Source organism: Pseudomonas fluvialis (genome assembly GCF_014207935.1).
In the GTDB taxonomy this organism is placed as follows: Bacteria; Pseudomonadota; Gammaproteobacteria; order Pseudomonadales; family Pseudomonadaceae; genus Aquipseudomonas; species Aquipseudomonas fluvialis_A.
Window position 1 is genome coordinate 218,846 of sequence record NZ_JACHLL010000006.1, and the last position, 19,236, is coordinate 238,081.

Annotated in this window: 20 protein-coding genes and 4 tRNA genes; 16 read left to right on the forward strand and 8 right to left on the reverse strand. The window is 60.2% G+C overall.

The genetic code is table 11. From position 1 onward, the window contains the following. Positions 1-95 precede the first annotated feature (95 nt). Together serS and cysG are read left to right on the forward strand one after the other, a co-directional pair. A complete protein-coding gene (gene serS / locus HNP49_RS16265) occupies positions 96-1,376 on the forward strand; it encodes a serine--tRNA ligase (protein ID WP_184685009.1) in 1,281 nt (426 codons plus the stop codon). A 71-nt stretch (positions 1,377-1,447) separates the two neighbouring features. Continuing rightward, positions 1,448-2,842: a siroheme synthase CysG gene (gene cysG / locus HNP49_RS16270; RefSeq protein ID WP_184685011.1), complete on the forward strand. Its 1,395-nt coding sequence runs from the start codon at positions 1,448-1,450 to the stop codon at positions 2,840-2,842. Here the strand turns inward: cysG and HNP49_RS16275 are convergent, their stop codons facing one another. The 6 genes from HNP49_RS16275 to HNP49_RS16300 form a co-directional block, all read right to left on the reverse strand. Further along, entirely contained in the window at positions 2,843-3,820 is a 978-nt protein-coding gene (locus HNP49_RS16275) for a glycosyl transferase family protein (protein WP_184685013.1), read from the reverse strand. It abuts the gene before it with no gap. Beyond that, positions 3,817-4,152 carry a TusE/DsrC/DsvC family sulfur relay protein gene (locus tag HNP49_RS16280; protein ID WP_184685015.1) on the reverse strand — a complete coding sequence of 112 codons (336 nt, stop codon included), beginning with the start codon at positions 4,150-4,152 and terminating at the stop codon, positions 3,817-3,819. The genes HNP49_RS16275 and HNP49_RS16280 overlap by 4 nt, the downstream gene beginning before the upstream one ends. Continuing rightward, positions 4,149-4,448, reverse strand: coding sequence for a sulfurtransferase complex subunit TusB (tusB, locus tag HNP49_RS16285; protein WP_184685016.1), 300 nt, complete (start codon positions 4,446-4,448; stop codon positions 4,149-4,151). Before tusB ends, HNP49_RS16280 begins: the two co-directional genes overlap by 4 nt. Further along, entirely contained in the window at positions 4,448-4,807 is a 360-nt protein-coding gene (gene tusC / locus HNP49_RS16290; protein ID WP_184685017.1) for a sulfurtransferase complex subunit TusC, read from the reverse strand. Before tusC ends, tusB begins: the two co-directional genes overlap by 1 nt. After that, positions 4,807-5,199, reverse strand: a complete 393-nt coding sequence (tusD, locus tag HNP49_RS16295) for a sulfurtransferase complex subunit TusD (RefSeq protein WP_184685019.1) — start codon at positions 5,197-5,199, stop codon at positions 4,807-4,809. Before tusD ends, tusC begins: the two co-directional genes overlap by 1 nt. Positions 5,200-5,301: 102 nt before the next feature. Further along, on the reverse strand, positions 5,302-5,970 hold the full coding sequence (locus tag HNP49_RS16300) for a Bax inhibitor-1/YccA family protein (protein WP_184685020.1): 669 nt from the start codon (positions 5,968-5,970) through the stop codon (positions 5,302-5,304). 197 nt (positions 5,971-6,167) lie between these two features. Between HNP49_RS16300 and HNP49_RS16305 the strand changes: the two genes are divergently transcribed. After that, positions 6,168-6,257, forward strand: a tRNA-Ser gene (locus HNP49_RS16305). 257 nt (positions 6,258-6,514) lie between these two features. Here the strand turns inward: HNP49_RS16305 and HNP49_RS19085 are convergent. Next, complete coding sequence (locus tag HNP49_RS19085; protein ID WP_409372559.1) at positions 6,515-7,381, reverse strand: hypothetical protein; 867 nt, start codon at positions 7,379-7,381, stop codon at positions 6,515-6,517. 120 nt (positions 7,382-7,501) lie between these two features. Between HNP49_RS19085 and HNP49_RS16315 the strand changes: the two genes are divergently transcribed. From HNP49_RS16315 to galU, 13 genes are all read left to right on the forward strand, one after another. Further along, entirely contained in the window at positions 7,502-7,702 is a 201-nt protein-coding gene (locus tag HNP49_RS16315) for a hypothetical protein (protein WP_184685022.1), read from the forward strand. A gap of 307 nt (positions 7,703-8,009) precedes the next feature. Beyond that, entirely contained in the window at positions 8,010-8,777 is a 768-nt protein-coding gene (locus HNP49_RS16320; RefSeq protein WP_184685023.1) for a hypothetical protein, read from the forward strand. Positions 8,778-9,246: 469 nt separating this feature from the next. After that, entirely contained in the window at positions 9,247-9,891 is a 645-nt protein-coding gene (gene uvrY / locus HNP49_RS16325; RefSeq protein ID WP_184685025.1) for a UvrY/SirA/GacA family response regulator transcription factor, read from the forward strand. Beyond that, positions 9,878-11,716, forward strand: coding sequence for an excinuclease ABC subunit UvrC (uvrC, locus tag HNP49_RS16330; RefSeq protein WP_184685190.1), 1,839 nt, complete (start codon positions 9,878-9,880; stop codon positions 11,714-11,716). Before uvrY ends, uvrC begins: the two co-directional genes overlap by 14 nt. Before the next feature lie 31 nt (positions 11,717-11,747). After that, a complete protein-coding gene (gene pgsA, locus HNP49_RS16335) occupies positions 11,748-12,311 on the forward strand; it encodes a CDP-diacylglycerol--glycerol-3-phosphate 3-phosphatidyltransferase (protein WP_184685027.1) in 564 nt (187 codons plus the stop codon). 67 nt (positions 12,312-12,378) lie between these two features. Then, positions 12,379-12,454 (forward strand) — tRNA-Gly (locus tag HNP49_RS16340). A gap of 36 nt (positions 12,455-12,490) precedes the next feature. Further along, a tRNA-Cys gene (locus tag HNP49_RS16345) sits at positions 12,491-12,564 on the forward strand. A gap of 134 nt (positions 12,565-12,698) precedes the next feature. Further along, positions 12,699-12,785: transfer RNA gene (locus tag HNP49_RS16350), tRNA-Leu, on the forward strand. A 403-nt stretch (positions 12,786-13,188) separates the two neighbouring features. Next, positions 13,189-14,973, forward strand: coding sequence for an autotransporter outer membrane beta-barrel domain-containing protein (locus HNP49_RS16355; RefSeq protein WP_184685028.1), 1,785 nt, complete (start codon positions 13,189-13,191; stop codon positions 14,971-14,973). 76 nt (positions 14,974-15,049) lie between these two features. Further along, positions 15,050-15,385 carry a hypothetical protein gene (locus HNP49_RS16360; protein ID WP_184685030.1) on the forward strand — a complete coding sequence of 112 codons (336 nt, stop codon included), beginning with the start codon at positions 15,050-15,052 and terminating at the stop codon, positions 15,383-15,385. Positions 15,386-15,455: 70 nt separating this feature from the next. Next, a complete protein-coding gene (locus HNP49_RS16365) occupies positions 15,456-16,397 on the forward strand; it encodes a DUF808 domain-containing protein (RefSeq protein ID WP_184685032.1) in 942 nt (313 codons plus the stop codon). 88 nt (positions 16,398-16,485) lie between these two features. Next, on the forward strand, positions 16,486-17,847 hold the full coding sequence (locus HNP49_RS16370; RefSeq protein WP_184685034.1) for a UDP-glucose/GDP-mannose dehydrogenase family protein: 1,362 nt from the start codon (positions 16,486-16,488) through the stop codon (positions 17,845-17,847). A gap of 48 nt (positions 17,848-17,895) precedes the next feature. Next, positions 17,896-18,735, forward strand: a complete 840-nt coding sequence (gene galU, locus HNP49_RS16375) for a UTP--glucose-1-phosphate uridylyltransferase GalU (protein WP_184685036.1) — start codon at positions 17,896-17,898, stop codon at positions 18,733-18,735. Positions 18,736-18,780: 45 nt separating this feature from the next. Here galU and HNP49_RS16380 read toward each other — a convergent pair whose 3' ends face one another. Next, positions 18,781-19,203, reverse strand: coding sequence for a VOC family protein (locus tag HNP49_RS16380; RefSeq protein WP_184685038.1), 423 nt, complete (start codon positions 19,201-19,203; stop codon positions 18,781-18,783). Positions 19,204-19,236: the final 33 nt, after the last annotated feature.

Sequence of the window (19,236 nt, forward strand, 5' to 3'; positions counted from 1 at the left end):
CAAAAAAACTCGGCTTGACCGCGCAGACTCCGTAAACTGCGCAGCATCGTGCTCCTTGCGAGCCCTAACTGACTGTTTTGTTTGAGAAGATCACCATGCTCGATTCCAAACTCGTACGTTCGCAGCTCCATGAAGTAGCGGAGCGCCTGGCTACCCGTGCCTTCCAGCTCGACGTGGCGCGTTTCGAAGCCCTCGAGGCTCAGCGCAAAACCGTGCAAACCCGCACCGAACAGCTGCAGAACGAGCGCAATACCCGCTCCAAGGCCATCGGCCAGGCCAAGGCCCGCGGTGAAGACATCGCCCCTCTGCTGGCCGAGGTTGATCAGTTGGGTTCCGATCTGGAAGCTGGCAAGCGTGAACTTGAAAGCATCCAGGGTGATCTCGATGCGTTGCTGCTGAACATCCCCAACCTGCCGCACGAGTCGGTGCCGGTCGGCGAAGATGAAGACGGCAACGTCGAGGTGTCGCGCTGGGGCACGCCCCGTACCTTCGATTTTGCTGTGCAGGATCATGTTGCCCTCGGTGAGCAGCATGGCTGGCTGGACTTCGAGACGGCCGCCAAGCTCTCTGGCGCGCGCTTCTCCATCATGCGTGGCCCCATCGCACGTCTGCACCGTGCCCTTGCGCAGTTCATGATCAACCTGCACACCGCCGAGCACGGCTACGAAGAGGCATATACGCCTTACCTGGTGCAGGCCTCCGCGCTGCAGGGCACCGGCCAGCTGCCCAAGTTCGAGGAAGACCTGTTCAAGATCCAGCGTGAAGACCAGGCCGACCTGTACCTGATCCCGACTGCCGAAGTGTCACTGACCAATATCGTCGCCGGCGAAATTCTCGACGCCAAGCAGCTGCCCCTCAAGTTCGTCGCCCACACCCCGTGCTTCCGCAGCGAGGCCGGCGCCTCGGGTCGTGATACCCGCGGCATGATTCGTCAGCACCAGTTCGACAAGGTCGAGATGGTACAGATCGTCGAGCCGTCCAAGTCCTTCGAGGCCCTGGAAAGCCTGACCGGCAACGCCGAACGCGTACTGCAGCTGCTTGAACTGCCTTATCGCAAGCTGGCGCTGTGCACTGGCGACATGGGTTTTGGCGCGGTGAAGACCTACGACCTGGAAGTCTGGGTGCCGAGTCAGGACAAGTACCGCGAGATTTCCTCCTGCTCCAACTGCGGCGACTTCCAGGCCCGTCGCATGCAGGCACGCTACCGCAACCCGGAAACCGGCAAGCCGGAACTGGTGCACACCCTCAATGGCTCGGGCCTGGCGGTCGGTCGTACTTTGGTGGCGGTACTGGAGAACTACCAGCAGGCCGACGGCAGCATCCGCGTACCGGAAGTGCTCAAGCCCTATATGGGCGGTATCGAGGTGATCGGTTAATACCGGATCGCTTTAGACAATGCGGGGTGGCAAAGGCCACCCCGTTTTTTTACCTCTGGTGAGATCGAGCCATGGATTTCCTGCCGCTGTTCCACAAACTCAAGGATCGTCTGGTGCTGGTTGTCGGCGGTGGCGAGGTTGCCTTGCGCAAAGCCCGACTGCTGAGCGATGCCGGTGCCCGTCTGCGGGTGGTCACGCCAGAAGTCCGTGACGAGTTGCGCCAGATGGTGGAGCAGGGCGCCGGGGAACTGCATCTGCGTGGCTATGAAACCCGCGATCTGCAAGGCGTCTGCCTGGTGATTGCTGCCACCGATGACGAGCCACTGAATGCGCAGATTTCCGAAGACTGCAAAGGTCTCGGCATCCCGGTCAACGTGGTCGATGCGCCGGCACTGTGCAGCGTGATCTTTCCGGCCATCGTCGACCGCTCGCCGCTGATCGTCGCGGTGACCAGCGGCGGTGATGCGCCGGTCCTGGCCCGACTGATCCGCGCCAAGATCGAGACCTGGATCCCAGCGACCTACGGGCAACTGGCCGGCCTGGCCAAGAAGTTCCGCGCCCAGGTCAAGAGCCTGTTTCCCGATGTGCAGCAGCGCCGGGTGTTCTGGGAGGATGTGTTCCAGGGGCAGATTGCCGAAAGCGTATTCGCCGGCAAACTGGCCGAGGGCGAGCGCCTGCTGCAAGACAAGGTCAATGGCGCGGCGCCTCGGGCCCTCGGTGAGGTGTATCTGGTCGGCGCCGGCCCTGGCGATCCCGATCTGCTGACTTTCCGCGCCCTGCGCCTGATGCAGCAGGCTGATGTGGTGCTGTATGACCGTCTGGTGGCGCCCGCCATCATCGAGCTGTGCCGCCGCGATGCCGAGCGTCTCTATGTCGGCAAGCGCCGTGCCGAGCATGCCGTGCCGCAGGAAGAGATCAACCGCCTGCTGGTCAAACTGGCCAAAGAAGGCAAGCGGGTTCTGCGCCTCAAGGGTGGTGATCCGTTCATCTTCGGGCGCGGCGGTGAGGAGATCGAGGAGCTGGCCGCCGAAGGCATTCCGTTTCAGGTCGTCCCGGGCATTACCGCCGCCTCCGGTTGCGCCGCCTATGCCGGTATTCCACTGACCCACCGCGACCATGCCCAGTCGGTACGTTTTGTCGCCGGGCATCGCAAGGATGGCAGTTTCGATCTTAACTGGGCGGATCTGGTCAGCCCGAGCCAGACCCTGGTGTTCTACATGGGCCTGACCGGCCTGACGGACATCTGCCAGCAACTGATTGCCCATGGTCGAGCCGCCAGCACACCGGCGGCGCTGATTCAGCAGGGCACTACCCAGCAGCAACGGGTCTACAGTGGCAACCTGAGCAATCTGGCCGAGCTTGTCGCGGAACATGAAGTGCACGCGCCAACACTGGTCATCGTCGGCGAGGTGGTCAGCCTGCGGGAGAAACTGGCCTGGTTCGAAGGCGCCCAGGCCAGCGTTTAATCAGGCCAGGCGCTCAGCCCACAGGACTTCGGCCCGTTGCAAGGCGGTTTCGTGTGGCTCGCCCAGCCCGCGCAACGCCAGGGCCATGGTTGCCAGCACCGCCAGACGGCCATAGTCGTCGTCCAGTTCGCCCCGCCAGAAGGCACCCAGCTGCGCCGAGTCGAGCCGCTCCGGCTTGACGTGACGCTGGGCCGACAGCGCCGGCCATTCTTCATCCCAGGCTTCGCCATTAGTGGTGCCATACAGGTGGCAGGCGGTGTCAGGGTTGACCTCGATCTCGCCGCCTTCACCCTTGATGACGATGGTGTGATCGCCCAGCAGGCGACTGGCTTCGCGGTGTGGCTCCTGATAGCCGGGATGGAAGATGCTCTGCAGGCCGCAGCGCGCGCCCAGGGGGTTGAGAATGCGTGCCAGCGAGTGGATGGGGGAGCGCAGCCCGAGGGTGTTGCGCAGGTCGATCATGCGCTGCAGGCCGGGCATCCAGTCACCCAGCGGCATGAAGGCCAGATGCTGGCTGTCCAGCGCCTGCTTAACGCTATTCCAGTCACGGCACCGCGGAATATCCAGCTCGGCCAGCAATTGCTCGGCATACATCCGGCCGGCGGTATGGGCGCCGCCGCCATGCATGAAAATGCGAATACCACCGGCCGCCAGAGCCTTGGCTGCCAGCAGGTACCAGGGCAGGTGACGTTTCTTGCCCGCGTAGCTTGGCCAGTCGATATCTACTGAGATGCCATTTGCTGGTAAGCGAGTGCGCACAGCCTCGGTGAAGCCGGCCAGCTCCTCGGCGCTTTCCTCCTTGTGCCGCAGCAGCATGAGAAAGGCCCCAAGCTGGGTATCCTCGGCCTGACCGTCAAGCAGCATGCCCATGGCCTCAAGGGCTTCCGCACGGGTCAGGTCGCGAGCGCCGCGCTTGCCTTTGCCAAGGATGCGGACAAAGACGGCAAAGGGATGTTCGGGCGGGGTTTCAAGGATCATATGCAATTCGTCGGTTTGGGCAGGCCGGCCAGCTTGGCCGCGAGCTTGGCGGGAGTGCCCTTGAACAGCTGATTGAGACAGGCACTGTTGCCGGTTTCGGGGCCCAGCTTGAGGGCGATGTATTTGACCAGCGGGCGGGTAGCCGGCGACAGCTGGAACTCGGCATAGAATTCGCGCAAGGCGTCGAGTACCGCCCAGTGCGCGGGCGTCAGCGAAAGACCTTCTGCCTGGGCCAGAGCCATCGCCACGGCAGGCGCCCAGTCCGTCAGCTCGCACAGGTAACCATCCTGGTCCAGCGCAATGCGCCGGCCGTCGACAAGCAGCTCAGTCATAGCCAGCTGTTGACCTTGGCATGTTGCAGCGTCAGCGCGACAAATTGCGGATAGTCGATGCACTGCACGCGCTCAGGCACCTGCAGTGCGCGCGCCTGCACGTCTTCCTGCAGGGCATACAGGCCGATGGAGGACGGCATCAGTTCCAGCGCCTCGCAAGTGCGCGTCCCGTTCTGCAGGGCATACACCGCATCGCCACACAGCAACAGACCATCATCGGCACTCAGCAGGCGCAGGCAACTGGCCAGACGACTGTCGGCAAAGGGCGAATGGGTGAGGATATGCAGGGTACTCATCAGATCGTCATCACCTGGTCGAATCGGCCCAGCAGAGCGCGCAAGGCGTCGTCATCCAGCACGCTCACCGGCAAGCCCAATTGGTCTGCCACAAGGCCGCGCTCGACCAGGCTGCGCTGGCAGGCATAGAGCTCTTCGACACCAAACAGCGGCAAGGCCTGCAGGTTGGCAGCGAGATCCTTCTGCTGCAGCAGAACAGCCTGCTGATCCTTGCGCAGCTGGAAGACGCCGTCATCGAGAAACAGCAGGGCCAGCGGCAGATCGAAAGCACCGCCCGCCAGGGCAATATCGAGCGCCTCGCGGGCGCCCGGGCCCGACCACGGCGCCTGACGGCTGATCAGCAAGAGTGACTGGGCCATCAGTGGCCTCCAAAGCAGATCAGGCGATCGCACTGCTGGATCGCTTCATGCAGCTGCCCAAGGCCGGACAGCGCCCAGGGTGCATCGATACTGGCCGCCGAACGCTGATAGCGCTGGGCTTCTTCTGTGTTCAGCTCGCCGCGGCGCAGAGCAGCAGCAATGCAGACCACTGCATCCAGCTGGTGCTGCGCGACAAACTCGCGCCATTGCCGCGCGGTGTCGAGTTCGTCCTGTGGACTGACGACTGTACTGGATGCGCTGTGTACACCGTCCTGATAGAAGAACAGACGCATTATTTCGTGGCCGCCAGCTAGCGCGGCCTCTGCAAAGCGCAAGGCGCGGCGAGCAGCCGGGGAGTGGGCAGGGGCGTGCAGGGCGATGGCAAATTTCATCGGCGTCACTGGCAATCCATGATGCCGCGCATGATAACGCCGTTTACCGGCGAACAGGCATGAAAAAGCCCGCCGAAGCGGGCTTCTCCAGACACTGCTTGATCAGTCATCACTGCCCATGATGCCGAAGATCTGCAGCAGGCTGACAAACAGGTTGTAGATGGACACATACAGGCTGATGGTCGCCATGATGTAGTTGCGCTCGCCACCGTGAATGATCTCGCTGGTCTGGTAGAGGATCGCCGCCGAGGAGAACAGCACGAAACCGGCGCTGATGGCCAGTTGCAGGCCGCTGATCTGGAAGAAGAAGCTCACCAGCGTGGCGCCCAGCAGGACAAAGAAGCCGGCGGTAATGAAGCCGCTGAGGAAGCTCATGTCCTTACGGGTGGTCAGTACGTAGGCCGACAGGCCACAGAATACCAAGGCCGTCATGGCAAAGGCCGCGGTAATCACTTCACCGCCATTGGCCATGCCCAGGTAGCGGTTGAGGATAGGGCCGAGCGTGTAACCCATGAAACCGGTCAGGGCGAAGGTCGACAGCAGCCCCCAGGCCGAGTTGCGCAGTTTCACGGTGAGGAAGAACAGACCGTAGAAACCGATCAGCACAACGAACACGTTGGGATAGGCCGCATTCATCTGCTGCGCCATGTAAGCGACCAGGCCGCTGAAGGCTAGGGTCATGGCCAGCAGGCCGTAGGTGTTGCGCAGTACAGAGCTGACCTGAGTCTGCTCACCCTGCAGTTGTTCGATGGAATAGGGTTGTTGTTGCATGACATCACTCCCAGTGATTGGACAGTCCCTGACCAGGGTTTGAGGCGAGCATAGCAAATCCCCTGCGACAACCAACCACGGGTATTTATCAGGTTGTTGCGAAGCCGTGCGCTTTCTCCGAGATACGGCCGAAATGCCGGCAAATCAACTATTTGAAAGGCGAATCGGTTGCGGTAGTATTGCCGCCCGCATACGCCGGAAGCGTGGCAGAGCGGTTGAATGCAACGGTCTTGAAAACCGTCGAAGGGGAAACTCTTCCGTGAGTTCGAATCTCACCGCTTCCGCCAACTAACATGTTGTTTCCATTGATATTTTCTTGATTCAGTACCGAAAAGGGAGCGTTTTGGGAACACTTTGGGAACACTTTGGGAACAATCGCCAGTTTGCGAGTGCCCCAGCGGTAGGGTTTGCGAGTGCTGGAGCGTCGATTTCTGCAGTGATTTTCAGGTGGGCCGCTAACTATCGCTGTCAGGGCCGCCGGAACAAAAAAAAGGCACCTCATGGGTGCCTTTTTTGTTTCTTCACTTTGTCGCTGATGAGCCTGTTACGGCGTACTGGTGGTCTGGCCCGCGCTGGCATCTTCCATAATTTTAGCGCGCACGTTTTGGAAGTGGGCCTCGAGTAGCTGGTTAGCGACTGGCATCTTCCAGTTCAGTGCGCGGGCATCCGGGCTGTTGCTGATTTCGCTGATCTCGGCCTGCTGTGCCTCAGAAAGACCCGGCGGATCCATTCCGACTACAGCGAGCTCGAACAGGCGGCCGACTTTCTTGCTCTCCTCAGGGGTGAAGAGAACTGCAAATTTTCGGGCCATCTGGTCGGTGAAGTACTCTCTGGTCAGGTAAGGCTCAGCCTTCTGAACCACCATTCGCTTCTGCTCTTCGGGCTCAGGCAGCGACGCCAGCATCGTATTAATTCGATCCCTGGATTTTTGATAGGTCGAGTCGTAATAGGTGTGCGCAAGGTCGATACCAGCCTGCATCCGAATCGGGTCGCCTTCTGGGTTCGACATAACCGACTCAGTGGACTGTGTTGGGGGCGGGGTAGAGCAACCACTGAGTAAACTCAGGAAAAGCAGGGTAAACACTAGGTGGATCGAGCGCATTCTCTGTCCTTTAGGGGGATGTGGATGGCGGGAGAGTACACAAAGCCTTTCGGCGGCTGCTACGTGTGCCCAGCAAAAAGCTGCTCGTAAGCGATATTCGAGCTTCAAGGCCTGATTCAAAAGACCCACGAAGTCCGGGCCATCCTTGCTGATCCACCTCGCGTAGTGTTTGAAAATCATCGTCGTGGATGTGTGCCCCATCTGATCCGCAATCCACTCAGGAGTGGCAATGCCGCTGCTCAGCATCTGGCTGGCGAAGGTGTGCCGGCACTGGTTCGGGCCGCGTGGTCGCACGCCGGCCTTCTTCAAGTGCGATTTCCACCAGCCATTGCGCAGCGTGTCCGAGGTTGAGTACGCCTCTCCGCACAACGTATCGCACCGATCAGGCGCGCACTGCGATCACTGAAAGGCGAAGCTAAAAGCGACCTGATGTTCAGCGAACCCAAGGAGGGCTTTCAAAGCGTGCTCCGGTGGTCGGTGTACTGCGCCAAGAACGAAATGTCGGTTCTTGAAGCACCTGAACTCAAACAGCACTACGACCTGCTTCCCGGCAAGGCAACGTTCATTTCCCGCCCGCTCCTCCAGCAGACTCGGGAGCACTACGAGACGGTAATCCTGCCTTTCGCATAGCCCCTCAAATCGCCCTGTGCGGCTCACAGGGCGCGAGATAGAAATGAAGGCTACCCACGTGGCGCTTTTTGCACTTCTCGCGACCAGCGCGATTTCTGCCCCCATCCTGAGCACTGACAGCACAGGGCCTGCTACTGCCTAAAATGAAGTAAGGTCCGATATGTGCGCCCCGGATCAAAGCTAAGTTTGCAACAAGGCTGATCAGTACGAAGAGTGAAAAGGCATTACGAAAGCAAAGCAGTTCGCGGATTAGCTAAACTCACCTGAAAGGTTCGGAACCAGGCGTCACGATTAGGGGTTATCACGGATGAATAGTTTTTTAAGAATCACCACGCTGCTCTTGGTATTAGCAGGCGTCTCATCATGCGACTCAGAAAAATACAAATATAAGGCCTTTGAAAAGCTATCTGTCCCAGAAAAGCTCCAGAACCGTCAATGCCCTAAGCCTATTGGAGAAAGAAGTCTTGCCGGTTCAAACGAGCAGGCATTTGGGCCGTATAAATTTCAATATACAGACAATCTCCTTGGTATCGGCGCATATATGTCAAGTAAAGTAGGCGATCCTAAAATAAACCAATACGGAGAGCGAAGCAGAGTTGACGATAACCAAGAGACGCTGAATTTCGGATTCTATCTGCCAGATACTATACCCACATTCTTGAATTATACAGAGCAGCGCAAGCGGATTGATCGTGGCGAATTATTTGCAGTAAATGTTGAGCTTTTCTGGAGTCAGCGCGAAACGGTAATTCCCGAAAGCGGGCATACAATCTCAAGAATAACCACTAGATCATCCTCACCCTGGTCGAAAACCACAGATGACTTAATGGTGAAAGAGCAAGAAGAGCGCGGTCTCTTATTTTACATATACGCCCCGACAGGCAATTCCATACCAAGCGCAGTGAAATTCATATCCTGCGAAACCAACTGCACAGTTATAAGCAAAATCAGGAAAGATGTTTGGCTACGCTATTCGTATCCAAGCGCCAACATTAAGTGCTGGCGCTACATTGATGAAGAAGTTCATCGGATGCTAAGCGAAACTACTTCCAACTGGGCCAGTTCAGAGAAATAGCTCCGCAGTTCCACAAACTCAGGATTACCGAACCGCTCACACCTAAGCCGCCTGGCCACAAGAAAAGGGTATCCGAAGCCGCAACAGCTATCGTGCTGACGATCTATCTAGCGATGAACCGGGAACCCTTTAAGTGCACCTGATTGCCGAACTTTTTCTGTGCGCGACGGCAGCCCATAGGACGCCAGCCGGCATCTACAAGGAGTCGCAGCGGTCTTTAGCCGTTGCCCAGCGATTGCCCCGCCTTGTAAGATGCGCCACTAATCAATGACGTTCACAGGCTCCACTTGCTTGCGCGTAGCCCTAGAAAACCCCAGTGCAGAGCAGTGAGATCATCTCTCACCGCTTCCGCCATATTTGCTCTGCCTGCGCACCGCGCAGGCGAGCCAGAGCGACAGGCAACAGCCCGTCTGGCATTCCGAACAAGACCGCTGCATGGATGGCGGCTCGCGTGTAGGCGAGGTGATGTGTGATTCGTGTTCTGGTGGTCGATGACCACGATCTGGTTCGCACAGGCATTACCCGCATGCTGGCTGATATCAGTGGCCTGCACGTGGTCGGTGAAGCCGAAACGGGCGAGGAAGCCCTGAAGAAAGTTCGCGAACTCAAGCCCGACGTCGTCCTCATGGACGTCAAGATGCCCGGCATCGGCGGCCTTGAGGCCACACGCAAGCTGCAGCACAGCCATCCCGATACCAAAGTCGTTGCCGTCACCGTGTGCGAGGACGATCCGTTTCCCACGCGCTTGATGCAGGCTGGCGCCGCTGGTTATCTGACCAAGGGCGCGGCGCTCGAGGAAATGGTTCAGGCCATTCGCCAGGTTTTTGCCGGGCAGCGCTACATCAGCCCGCAGATTGCCCAGCAGATGGCCCTCAAGTCGTTCCAGCCGAAGGCCAGTGAGTCGCCATTCGAGCTGTTGTCCGAACGGGAAATCCAGATTGCCCTGATGATCGTCAGCTGCCAGAAGGTGCAGGACATCTCAGACAAGCTGTGCCTGTCGCCCAAGACGGTCAATACCTACCGTTACCGCATCTTCGACAAGCTGGACATCACCAGCGACGTCGAGCTGGCCCTACTGGCCGTGCGGCATGGCATGGTCGATGCCGGCGCCTGAAGCCAGCGCGGCATTCGACGCCTCGGCCTTCCTCGCTCACTGCAGCAGCCACCCTGGCGTCTACCGCATGCAGGATGGCGAAGGCCGCCTGCTGTATGTGGGCAAAGCCAAGAACCTGAAGAAGCGTCTTGCCAGCTACTTTCGCAAGACCGGCCTGGCGCCCAAGACTGCCGCTCTTGTGGCGCGCATCGCCCAGATCGACACCACCATCACCGCCAACGAAACCGAAGCCCTGCTGCTCGAGCAGACGCTGATCAAGGAATGGCGGCCGCCTTACAACATCCTGCTGCGCGACGACAAATCCTATCCCTACGTCCTGCTCAGTGATGGCGACTTTCCCCGTCTGGGGATTCATCGCGGCGCGAAGAAGGCCAAGGGTCGCTATTTCGGCCCCTATCCCAGTGCCGGAGCCATCCGCGAGAGCCTCAATCTGCTGCAGAAAACCTTTCAGGTGCGCCAGTGCGAGGACAGCTATTACAAGAACCGCACGCGGCCGTGCCTGCAGTACCAGATCAAGCGCTGCAAGGCGCCTTGCGTCGGCCTGGTTGAGCCTGCGGAATACGCCGAGGACGTACGCCTATCCGTGCTCTTTCTGGAGGGGCGCAGCAATCAGCTGAGTGATGAGCTCAACCGAGGTATGGAGCAGGCGGCCATGACGCTGGACTTCGAGCGCGCCGCCGAGCTACGTGACCAGATTGCGCTGCTGCGTCGCGTTCAGGATCAGCAGAGCATGGAAGGCGGCAGTGGCGACGTCGACATCATCGCCGCCGTGGTCAACCCCGGTGGCGCCTGCGTTCATCTTCTTAGCGTACGCGGCGGCCGTGTGCTGGGCAGCAAGAACTTCTATCCGCAGGTGGCCATCGAGGAAGAGGGCGGTGATGTGCTGATGGCCTTCCTTGCCCAGTATTACCTGAGTAGCCAGGAGCGCGATGTGCCGAGCGAGTTGATCGTCAACGTGCAGCATGACGATCTACCGACCCTGGCCAGCGCCATCGCCAGCCTGCGCGGCCGCCAGCCGGAAATCAGCGTGCGGGTGCGCGGCACCCGCGCCAAATGGCAGCAATTAGCCCTGACCAATGCCGAACAGGCACTCGGCGCGCGCCTGGCCAACCGCCAACATCTGGCCGCGCGCTTCGAGGCGCTGGCCGATGCACTGGATTTCGCCGAGCCTTTGCAGCGACTGGAATGCTTCGACATCAGCCACTCCAGCGGCGAAGCCACCGTTGCCTCTTGTGTAGTATTCGGCCCGGAAGGCCCACTTAAATCCGATTACCGCCGCTACAACATCGAAGGCATTACCGGGGGCGACGACTACGCCGCCATGCACCAGGCCCTGACGCGACGCTTCAGTAAGGTCAAGGACAGCGAGGGCAAGCGCCCCGATGTGCTCCTGATTGACGGGGGTAAAGGTCAATTGGCCATGGCCCAGGCCGTCATGCAGGAGCTTGGCCTCACCGATCAGACACTGCTGGGCGTGGCCAAGGGAGTGACGCGCAAACCTGGCCTGGAAACCCTTTACCTCAACGACGCCGAACACGAATTCACCTTGCCAGCTGACTCACCGGCCCTGCACCTGATCCAGCAGGTCCGCGACGAGGCTCACCGCTTTGCCATCACCGGACATCGCGCGCGTCGCGGCAAGGCCAGGCGCACCTCAAGCCTGGAAGACGTGCCCGGCATAGGCCCCAAGCGTCGGCGCGAGCTGCTCAAGCATTTCGGCGGGTTGCAGGAACTGGGTCGAGCCAGTATTGATGAGATAGCCAAGGCGCCGGGTATCAGCAAAAAGCTCGCCGAGTCGATTTATGCGGTGCTGCACAGCGAGTAGAATCGCGCCACTTCCTGTTGCGAACAGACTGATGACCAATATTCCGAACCTGCTGACCCTGTTGCGCGTGCTGCTCATCCCGGTCTTCATCCTGCTGTTCTATCTCCCGTTTGAGTGGAGCTATCTGGCTGCCAGCGCTGTATTTGCCGTCGCCAGCCTGACTGACTGGCTGGATGGCTATCTGGCACGGCGCTGGGAACAGAGCACGCCGTTTGGTGCCTTCCTCGATCCGGTAGCAGACAAGCTGATGGTGGCCGTGGCCCTGGTGATGCTGGTGGAAGAGCACGCCAGCTTCTGGCTGACCCTGCCCGCGGTGATCATCATTGGCCGCGAGATAGTGGTCTCCGCGCTGCGTGAGTGGATGGCAGAACTGGGCGCACGTGCCCAGGTGGCGGTATCCAATCTGGGCAAGTGGAAGACCACCGCACAGATGGTCGCGCTGGTCATTCTGATTGCCAATCCGCCGCAATTGTCTGTTTATGTAGTGCTCGGCTACCTCCTGCTGATCGTGGCCGCCGTACTGACACTGTGGTCGATGGCGCAGTACCTGCTGGCCGCCTGGCCGCACCTCAGCAGTGAAGTCGAAAAAAAATAAACTTTTTGAATCAAGGGGTTGACGAGCGTTTTTAAAACGCTAGAATGGCCCCCGTCAACACGACAACGCGGGAATAGCTCAGTTGGTAGAGCACGACCTTGCCAAGGTCGGGGTCGCGAGTTCGAGTCTCGTTTCCCGCTCCAAATTTTACGGGCCGTCATACGGCCCGTTTGCATAATGGCTGAGTAGCAGAGTGGTTATGCACCGGATTGCAAATCCGTGAACGCCGGTTCGATTCCGACCTCAGCCTCCATATGAAAAGCCCCGTAGATCCCAGATATACGGGGCTTTTTGTTTGTCCAGATGGAACCGCCTGCGTACCTTGCAGGCATCCGGCTGGGCTTATATAGTCCCGGCCAGCCACGGCTACGGCCGGGAAGCGCTACCGCCCCGATGGCGAAATCGGTAGACGCAGGAGACTTAAAATCTCTCGACCTCACGGTCATGCCGGTTCGAGTCCGGCTCGGGGCACCATCTCACGACGTCTGTCTGTCCCTCGCAGCGACGAACTCAGTCAAATAAGTTGCTCAGCCCGTTGCGGCGCCCTCAAACCCCCTTACTGCACAGCTAGGAAGCTTGGCGGATCCCTCGGTAATCCGTCGAGCCAAATAACACAACAGCTCACAGTACGTGAACGACACTGACAGTTATTCCGCTTCTGTATCTAGGCGAGGAGCAAGGATGGTGCTTCGGGCTGCATCGCAGTACTGTACGGACTCTTGGCAGGCTGGCGCAGGCTGCCCCTCGAACACACAGGAACTGAGTGATCATGGACAGGATGCCGCAGAGGGCAGCTCAAGAGATTCTACGTACCCCACCGAGACCGCTGGTGGTAGCGAAAATAGTCCTTATCTTGCTTGTCTGGGCGAGCGGCTCAATGCCAGCGCTGGCCAAGAATTGCAATACCAACGGACATCTGCGCTTTGTCGGAACAACGGCCGATGCTGCACGCTCGGTATGGCTCTCCGCGACCTCTGCCGGAGCATTCAGGCTGGACTCTGCGCAGGGTAATCAGACCGTCGATAGCTGGAGTAAAAATCGCCGCGGCTTGCACCTGTCGCTGTCTCCAAACGTATCCAACGGCAATGGCGGGACGCACAAACTCTATGACAACAGCAACAGTGGTGATTGCCTGCTGGATACGCAAAATCAAATAGGTGGTTTTGTCCTGCCGCCGACCTTCATCCCGCCGACAATAGCCCGCCCGCCGATTGGCACGCTGCCTCCCAGCGGGCTGATGCCCTCGCTGCCCGGTGGCGTGACCCCGCCGATGGGCACGCTGCCTCCCAGCGGGCTGATGCCCTCGCTGCCCGGTGGCGTGACCCCGCCGATGGGCACGCTGCCTCCCAGCGGGCTGATGCCCTCGCTGCCCGGTGGCGTGACCCCGCCGATGGGCACGCTGCCTCCCAGCGGGCTGATGCCCTCGCTGCCCGGTGGCGTGACCCCGCCGATGGGCACGCTGCCTCCCAGCGGGCTGATGCCCTCGCTACCCGGTGGCGTGACCCCGCCGATGGGCACGCTGCCTCCCAGCGGGCTGATGCCCTCGCTACCCGGTGGCGTGACCCCGCCGATTGGTACGCTGCCTCCTGACGGACTAAAGCCAACGCGGCCTGGTGGCGTTACTCCCCCGATTGGCACGCTGCCACCGGATGGGCTCATGCCCGGCACGGAAGATGCCCACGAGTTACAGCTGGCCGCTTCGTCAGTCCAACTAGCAGCTGAGCGTTGCCCACCTGGCGCGCGAGAGGATATCTCTGCTCCGGGATCGGTCGACGCAAGCCGATGTCGCGCGCTCGGAGAACAGTACTCGGCGCAACCGAGTGCTGCTGCAGTGCCGATCACACCGGGGCGCGACCTGCTGGACGATACTCAGTGGAACAGCTGGGTCGATACCAGCTATATGCGTATCCGAGACCGCCGCGAAAATCAGGATATCGACGGTACAGGTGGCGTATTGCTGCTAGGTACGGATCGCCGTGTCGGCGATGCCATGGTAGCCGGCATGATGATCTCTATGGAAAACAGTCGTACGGATGCCTATGGCGGCGAGCAGCAGATTGATGTCAATGGCTTTATGGTAGGCCCTTACATGGCGTATCAGCTCACACCGGTCTGGTCACTGTATGCCAATTTCAATATCGGACATTTCAACCAGGATCAGGAGCTGTCGACACTTAGCGGCAGTGGCGATGTGCAGCGCTATGCCTTGACCTTGAACGCCGAGGGGCAGTATGCAGTTGATGAGGTTTACCTGCGCCCCAAGATTCTGCTCAGTTATTTGCATAGTAATAACGAAGCATACGAGCTAGAAGGAGCAATCGAGGGGCAGGCGATCCACTTGCGGTTGCCTGAAGACAGTTACAACACTGGCAGCCTGCAACCGTCACTGGAGATCAGTCGGCAAATCAGCTTCAGCAATGGTTCAGTGTTCGTACCCTATGCCGAAGTTGGCATCAGCTATGCGTTTGAGCGACCCGATGCTACAGAACTGTATCTCGCGGGTACGGATGAACCGAGCCGCTTTAGCGGCATGATGCGGCTCGGGGCGCGTACCTTGGTCGGCGAGTCCAGCATGCTGGACTTCAACAGCAGTTACCAAAGTATCGGCACACCTGGGCTGGATGTGTGGGAAGCGGAGGTGCTCTTCTCACATGGATTCTGAGTCCACAGGTCTGCTGCGCTTGCAGCAATGTGAGCTTCGCGTGAAGCTGCTGGCACTACATCCCGCGAGAGTTACCATGCGCACACTTTCCGTTGCCTTTGCCCTCAGTACGTCCCTTGCCCCGCTCATGACTGTGCAGGCTGAGCCGAGTACTGTGCAACCGATCGAGCGGGTGTATGTCAGCCCCGGTGCGTCTGGCAGCATCGAGTCCTCACGCAGCCAGCAGCGCTATGACGTCTACAACGGCACGAGGGTGCCCAGCGACGTCAGCGAGACCCAAGTGTATCGCTACAGCAACGAACAGAACCAGACCAGTGGCGGCTTGCGCCAGAGCATTGAGTACCCGGACGGGCGGGTAATCGAGCAGACACCCGGCCAGAGCACGGATGTGAAGCAGGGCTATCGCCGCTAGTGTTCAGCGCACAAAGTTGCTGGTTTACTACGCGCCGTTATCCATCCTTTCAATGACAAGGACTGCCTGAATGGCCGGAACCAGCCTGCTTGCCCTGCTCGATGACATAGCCAGCGTACTCGACGATGTGTCGGTCATGACCAAACTGGCCGCCAAGAAGACTGCAGGCGTGCTGGGCGATGACCTGGCTCTGAATGCCCAGCAGGTCACAGGGGTGAAGGCCGACCGTGAACTGCCGGTGGTCTGGGCGGTAGCCAAGGGCTCGCTGCGCAACAAGCTGATTCTGGTGCCGGCGGCCTTGCTGATCAGCGCCATCGCTCCCTGGCTGATCACGCCGCTGCTGATGCTCGGTGGGGCATTCCTCTGTTTCGAAGGCTTCGAGAAACTGGCCCACAAGTTTCTCCACAGCGCGGCTGAAACCGAGCAGGCGCACGCCGCCGAAATGGCCGCGCTGCAGGACGAAAACGTCGACCTGCTGACCTTCGAACAGGACAAGATCAAGGGCGCCATCCGTACCGACTTCGTCCTCTCGGCAGAGATCATCGCCATCACCCTCGGCGTAGTCGCCACCAGCAGCCTCAGCCAGCAACTCGCGGTACTGTCGGGCATTGCCCTGCTGATGACGGTCGGGGTCTATGGCTTTGTCGCCGCCATCGTCAAGCTGGATGACGCCGGCCTGTATCTGCTGCAACGACCGTCAGCCTTCAGCCAGCGCATCGGCCGCGGCATCCTGGCCTTCGCGCCCTGGCTGATGAAGAGCCTTTCCGTGGTCGGCACGGCCGCCATGTTCCTGGTCGGCGGCGGCATCCTCAGCCATGGCTGGCCCTGGGCCCACCATGTGATCCAGGCAGCGAGTCAGAACCTGGCCAGCCTCGGCAGCGCAGGGCCTGTGCTCGCCGCCGTCACGCCCAGTCTGCTTGATGGTGTTCTGGGGATCATCGCCGGCGCGGTCTGCCTGCTGCTGGTCAGCCTGGCCAGCAGGCTGTGGCAACAAGTACGTCCCAGCGCCTGATCGCTGTCATCGGCTAGTCGCCCGGCTGTCACGCCCTTGCCACGCGGCTGCGTTGCAATCACCTGAACCACGGGATGAGGGTCGAGCAATGCAGCTATGCGTGATTGGCGCCGGCTATGTCGGACTGGTGACGGCGGCCTGTTTCGCCGAAATGGGCAATCGGGTGATCTGCGTGGAACGCGATAGCACACGTCTTGCGCAACTTCGGGACGGCCATTGCCCGATTCATGAGCCCGGTCTGGACAGTCTGTTACACCAGCACCTGGCCAGCGGACAGCTGAGTTTCAGTGCCAGCCTGCGCGGTTCGGCGCTGCACGCCCAAGTGATCTTCATTGCCGTTGGTACGCCACAACAGGAGGATGGCTCGGCGGACCTGCGCCATGTACTGGCGGTAGCCGATGAGCTGGGCAGGGTGCTGCGCAAGCCCTGCATCGTGGTCAACAAATCCACCGTTCCCGTCGGCAGCGCCGAGCGGGTCGAGCAGCGCATTCGCAGCGGTTTGCAGCAGCGAGGTCTGAGCTTCAGCGTGCCGGTGCTGAGCAATCCGGAGTTTCTCAAGGAAGGCAGCGCCCTGGAGGATTTTACCCGCCCTGACCGGGTAATCATCGGCAGCGACTGTGCGCAGGCTGGCGAAGCCTTGCGCCGCCTGTACGCCCCCTTTGTTCGCAACCACGAACGCATCCTGCTGATGCCGCGGCGCGAAGCCGAGTTCAGCAAGTACGCCGCCAATGCCTTTCTCGCCACCAAGATCTCCTTCATCAACGAGATGGCCAGTCTGTGCGCCCGCCTTGGCGTGGATATCGAGCAGGTGCGCCACGGCATTGGCAGTGACCGGCGCATCGGCACGCACTTCATCTATGCGGGTTGCGGCTATGGCGGCTCCTGTTTCCCCAAGGATGTGCGCGCTCTGATCCGCTGCGCCGAACAGCTCGGCATCGAGCCCGGCGTGCTGCGAGCGGTGGAAGCCCGCAATGCGCTGCAGAAAACCCTGCTGTTCCAGGCCCTGCGCGAACACTTCAGTGGCGTCTTGCAGGGGCGGGTCGTGACGCTCTGGGGGCTGTCCTTCAAGCCCGGCACGGACGATTTGCGCGAGGCCCCCAGCCTGGTGTTGCTGGATGCACTGCTGCTCGCCGGCTGTCAGGTACGCGCCTACGATCCGGTTGCCAACGAGGGAGTTGCCAGCCGCTATCCACGCGAGGTCGCCAGCGGCCAGTTGCAGCTGTGCGGCAACGCCCTGGAGGCGGTGGAGGCCAGCGAAGCCTTGATTCTGGTGACCGAGTGGAAGCAGTTCCGCCAACCGGACTTTGCCCGGGTGCGCCATCTGATGCACCGGCCGCTGCTGCTTGATGGCCGCAATCTCTACGACCCTGCAGAGCTGCGCGCCCTGGGTTTTGTCTATCAGGGCGTCGGTCGGGCGACTCAAGGGCATTGTAAGGAAGAGGCCGCCTGATTAGACTGCGCGGCATTTACTCGCCCACCCCTCAAGACAAGGTTTGTCATGATCAAGAAATGCCTGTTCCCGGCTGCTGGTTACGGTACTCGTTTTCTCCCGGCGACCAAGGCCATGCCCAAGGAAATGCTGCCAGTGGTCAACAAACCGCTGATTCAGTATGGGGTAGAGGAGGCTCTGGAGGCCGGTCTGAAAGAGATCGCGATGGTGACCGGCCGCGGCAAGCGCGCCCTGGAAGACCATTTCGACATCAGCTACGAGCTGGAGCACCAGATTCAGGGTACCGACAAGGAGAAATACCTGGTCGGCATCCGTCGTCTTATTGACGAGTGCTCGTTCTCCTACACCCGTCAGGTCGAAATGAAAGGCCTTGGCCATGCCATCCTCTGTGGCCGTCCGCTGATCGGTGACGAACCCTTCGCCGTGGTTCTGGCCGACGACCTGTGCTTCAACCTCGAAGGTGACGGCGTGCTGCAGCAGATGGTTAAGCTGTACAACCAGTTCCGCTGCTCCATCGTGGCCATCCAGGAAGTGCCGCCGGAGGAAACTTCCAAATACGGCGTCATTGCTGGTGAGATGATCCGTGAGGACATCTTCCGGGTGAACAGCATGGTGGAAAAACCCAAGCCGGAAGATGCGCCGTCCAACCTGGCGATCATCGGTCGCTACATTCTCACCCCGGACATCTTCGATCTGATCGAGCAGACCGAACCGGGCAAGGGCGGCGAAATCCAGATCACCGACGCGCTGATGAAGCAGGCCCAGGACGGCTGCGTGATTGCCTACAAGTTCAAGGGCAAGCGCTTCGACTGCGGTGGCGCCGAGGGCTACATCGAGGCGACCAACTTCTGCTACGAAAACCTCTACAAGACCGGCAAGGCCTACTAAGCCAGACGGTTAGGGCAAAGCCACCTGCGGGTGGCTTTGTGCGTTCTAGGGAATGGGCATTTGCTCTGCGCCAGGCCCCAGCGGTTGCCCATAGCTGAACTCGACATAGTTGCCGTTTGGATCACGCAGCCCGCAGTAGTAGCCCACCGGATAGGGTTCGTCACGCGGTGGCCAGATCAGGCATCCCCAGCGGGCGGCCTCGGCGGCAATGGCATCAACGGCCACGCGGCTGTCCACGGCAAAACCGAAATGGCTGTAGTCCGTGGCCGGCAGGTTACGGTCAACGCCGCCTGGCATCATGACCAAGATGAAGCTGTGCTCCTTGCCCGGCTCGCTCATCCAGACGATGCGCGAGCCCTTGCCGGCGCGCTGGTGAATCACCGCCATGCCACAGAAGCGCTCGTAGAAAGCAATGCAGGCGTCCAGATCGGCGACATGCAAGGCGATGTGGGTGAGGGTGGGGCGCATGACGTTCCTCCACAACATTCGGCACAAGCCCGA

Bases quoted from the DNA above. Each gene is read 5' to 3' on its own strand.
- tusC (WP_184685017.1), bottom strand. From the start codon at position 4,807: ATGGCCCAGTCACTCTTGCTGATCAGCCGTCAGGCGCCGTGGTCGGGC.
- serS (WP_184685009.1), top strand. From the start codon at position 96: ATGCTCGATTCCAAACTCGTACGTTCGCAGCTCCATGAAGTAGCGGAG.
- HNP49_RS16360 (WP_184685030.1), top strand. From the start codon at position 15,050: ATGCGCACACTTTCCGTTGCCTTTGCCCTCAGTACGTCCCTTGCCCCG.
- cysG (WP_184685011.1), top strand. From the start codon at position 1,448: ATGGATTTCCTGCCGCTGTTCCACAAACTCAAGGATCGTCTGGTGCTG.
- HNP49_RS16370 (WP_184685034.1), top strand. From the start codon at position 16,486: ATGCAGCTATGCGTGATTGGCGCCGGCTATGTCGGACTGGTGACGGCG.
- tusD (WP_184685019.1), bottom strand. From the start codon at position 5,199: ATGAAATTTGCCATCGCCCTGCACGCCCCTGCCCACTCCCCGGCTGCT.
- HNP49_RS16320 (WP_184685023.1), top strand. From the start codon at position 8,010: ATGAATAGTTTTTTAAGAATCACCACGCTGCTCTTGGTATTAGCAGGC.
- HNP49_RS16275 (WP_184685013.1), bottom strand. From the start codon at position 3,820: ATGATCCTTGAAACCCCGCCCGAACATCCCTTTGCCGTCTTTGTCCGC.
- tusB (WP_184685016.1), bottom strand. From the start codon at position 4,448: ATGAGTACCCTGCATATCCTCACCCATTCGCCCTTTGCCGACAGTCGT.
- galU (WP_184685036.1), top strand. From the start codon at position 17,896: ATGATCAAGAAATGCCTGTTCCCGGCTGCTGGTTACGGTACTCGTTTT.
- HNP49_RS16300 (WP_184685020.1), bottom strand. From the start codon at position 5,970: ATGCAACAACAACCCTATTCCATCGAACAACTGCAGGGTGAGCAGACT.
- pgsA (WP_184685027.1), top strand. From the start codon at position 11,748: ATGACCAATATTCCGAACCTGCTGACCCTGTTGCGCGTGCTGCTCATC.
- HNP49_RS16380 (WP_184685038.1), bottom strand. From the start codon at position 19,203: ATGCGCCCCACCCTCACCCACATCGCCTTGCATGTCGCCGATCTGGAC.
- HNP49_RS16280 (WP_184685015.1), bottom strand. From the start codon at position 4,152: ATGACTGAGCTGCTTGTCGACGGCCGGCGCATTGCGCTGGACCAGGAT.
- HNP49_RS16355 (WP_184685028.1), top strand. From the start codon at position 13,189: ATGCCAGCGCTGGCCAAGAATTGCAATACCAACGGACATCTGCGCTTT.
- uvrC (WP_184685190.1), top strand. From the start codon at position 9,878: ATGCCGGCGCCTGAAGCCAGCGCGGCATTCGACGCCTCGGCCTTCCTC.
- HNP49_RS16315 (WP_184685022.1), top strand. From the start codon at position 7,502: ATGTTCAGCGAACCCAAGGAGGGCTTTCAAAGCGTGCTCCGGTGGTCG.
- HNP49_RS16365 (WP_184685032.1), top strand. From the start codon at position 15,456: ATGGCCGGAACCAGCCTGCTTGCCCTGCTCGATGACATAGCCAGCGTA.